Raw genomic sequence first — 761 nt, 5'->3', positions numbered from 1 at the left:
ACGCGCCGGCCTCACACTTCGATGCGTTGTCTCGTCGATCTGGTGAGAGCGGATGCGCCAGAAGGAAAGTCGGGGATTCGATGACCACCCCATCCGAGCCGGGAGACGGCCGGCTCGATCCGGGCCTGAGCGTGATCATGAGCGAGCGGCGTCAGCTGATCAATCTGGCGTACCGGCTGCTGGGCTCCCTGGCCGATGCCGAGGATGTCGTCCAGGAGACGTACGCCCGCTGGTACGCCATGTCCCGGCTGGAGCAGGAGGCCATCGAATCTCCCGGTGCCTGGTTGACGAAGGTGGCCAGTCGCATCTGCCTGGATCTGCTCGGCTCGGCACGGGTCCCGCGCGAGAGGTATGTGGGCGAGTGGATCCCGGAGCCGCTGCCCGAGCGTACGGAGTGGGTCAGTACGGAGTGGGTCAACGGGCGGGGCGGCGGCACGGTCGACCCGGTCGACCGGGTCACGCTTGACGAGTCGATCAACATGGCGTTTCTGGTCGTGCTCGAGTCGATGACCCCGGCCGAGCGTGTCGCGTTCGTGCTGCACGATGTGTTCCGTTATCCCTTCGCCGAGGTGGCCGAGATCGTCGGCCGTACCCCGGCGGCATGCCGGCAGTTGGCTTCCTCGGCCCGCCGTCGCGTCCGCGCGGCGCGGGCTCCCGTGGCTCCGGCCGCCCAGCGGGCCGGTCTCGTCAGGGACTTCAAGCGGGCATGGGAGGCCAAGGACATCGACGCCCTCGTCGGCCTCCTCGACCCCGACGCCACG

Annotated in this window: 1 protein-coding gene; it reads left to right on the top strand. The window is 68.7% G+C overall.

The annotated features are described in order from the left end of the window. Positions 1-80: 80 nt before the first annotated feature. Positions 81-761 (top strand): sigma-70 family RNA polymerase sigma factor (locus IMZ11_RS42905; RefSeq protein ID WP_228649352.1); only part of this gene is annotated, 681 nt, incomplete at its 3' end.

This window comes from Microtetraspora sp. AC03309 (assembly GCF_020826795.1).
GTDB lineage: Bacteria > Actinomycetota > Actinomycetes > Streptosporangiales > Streptosporangiaceae > Microtetraspora > Microtetraspora glauca.
Note: the sequence above shows the minus strand (reverse complement) of the source record. Positions and strands in the feature narration are given on the sequence as shown.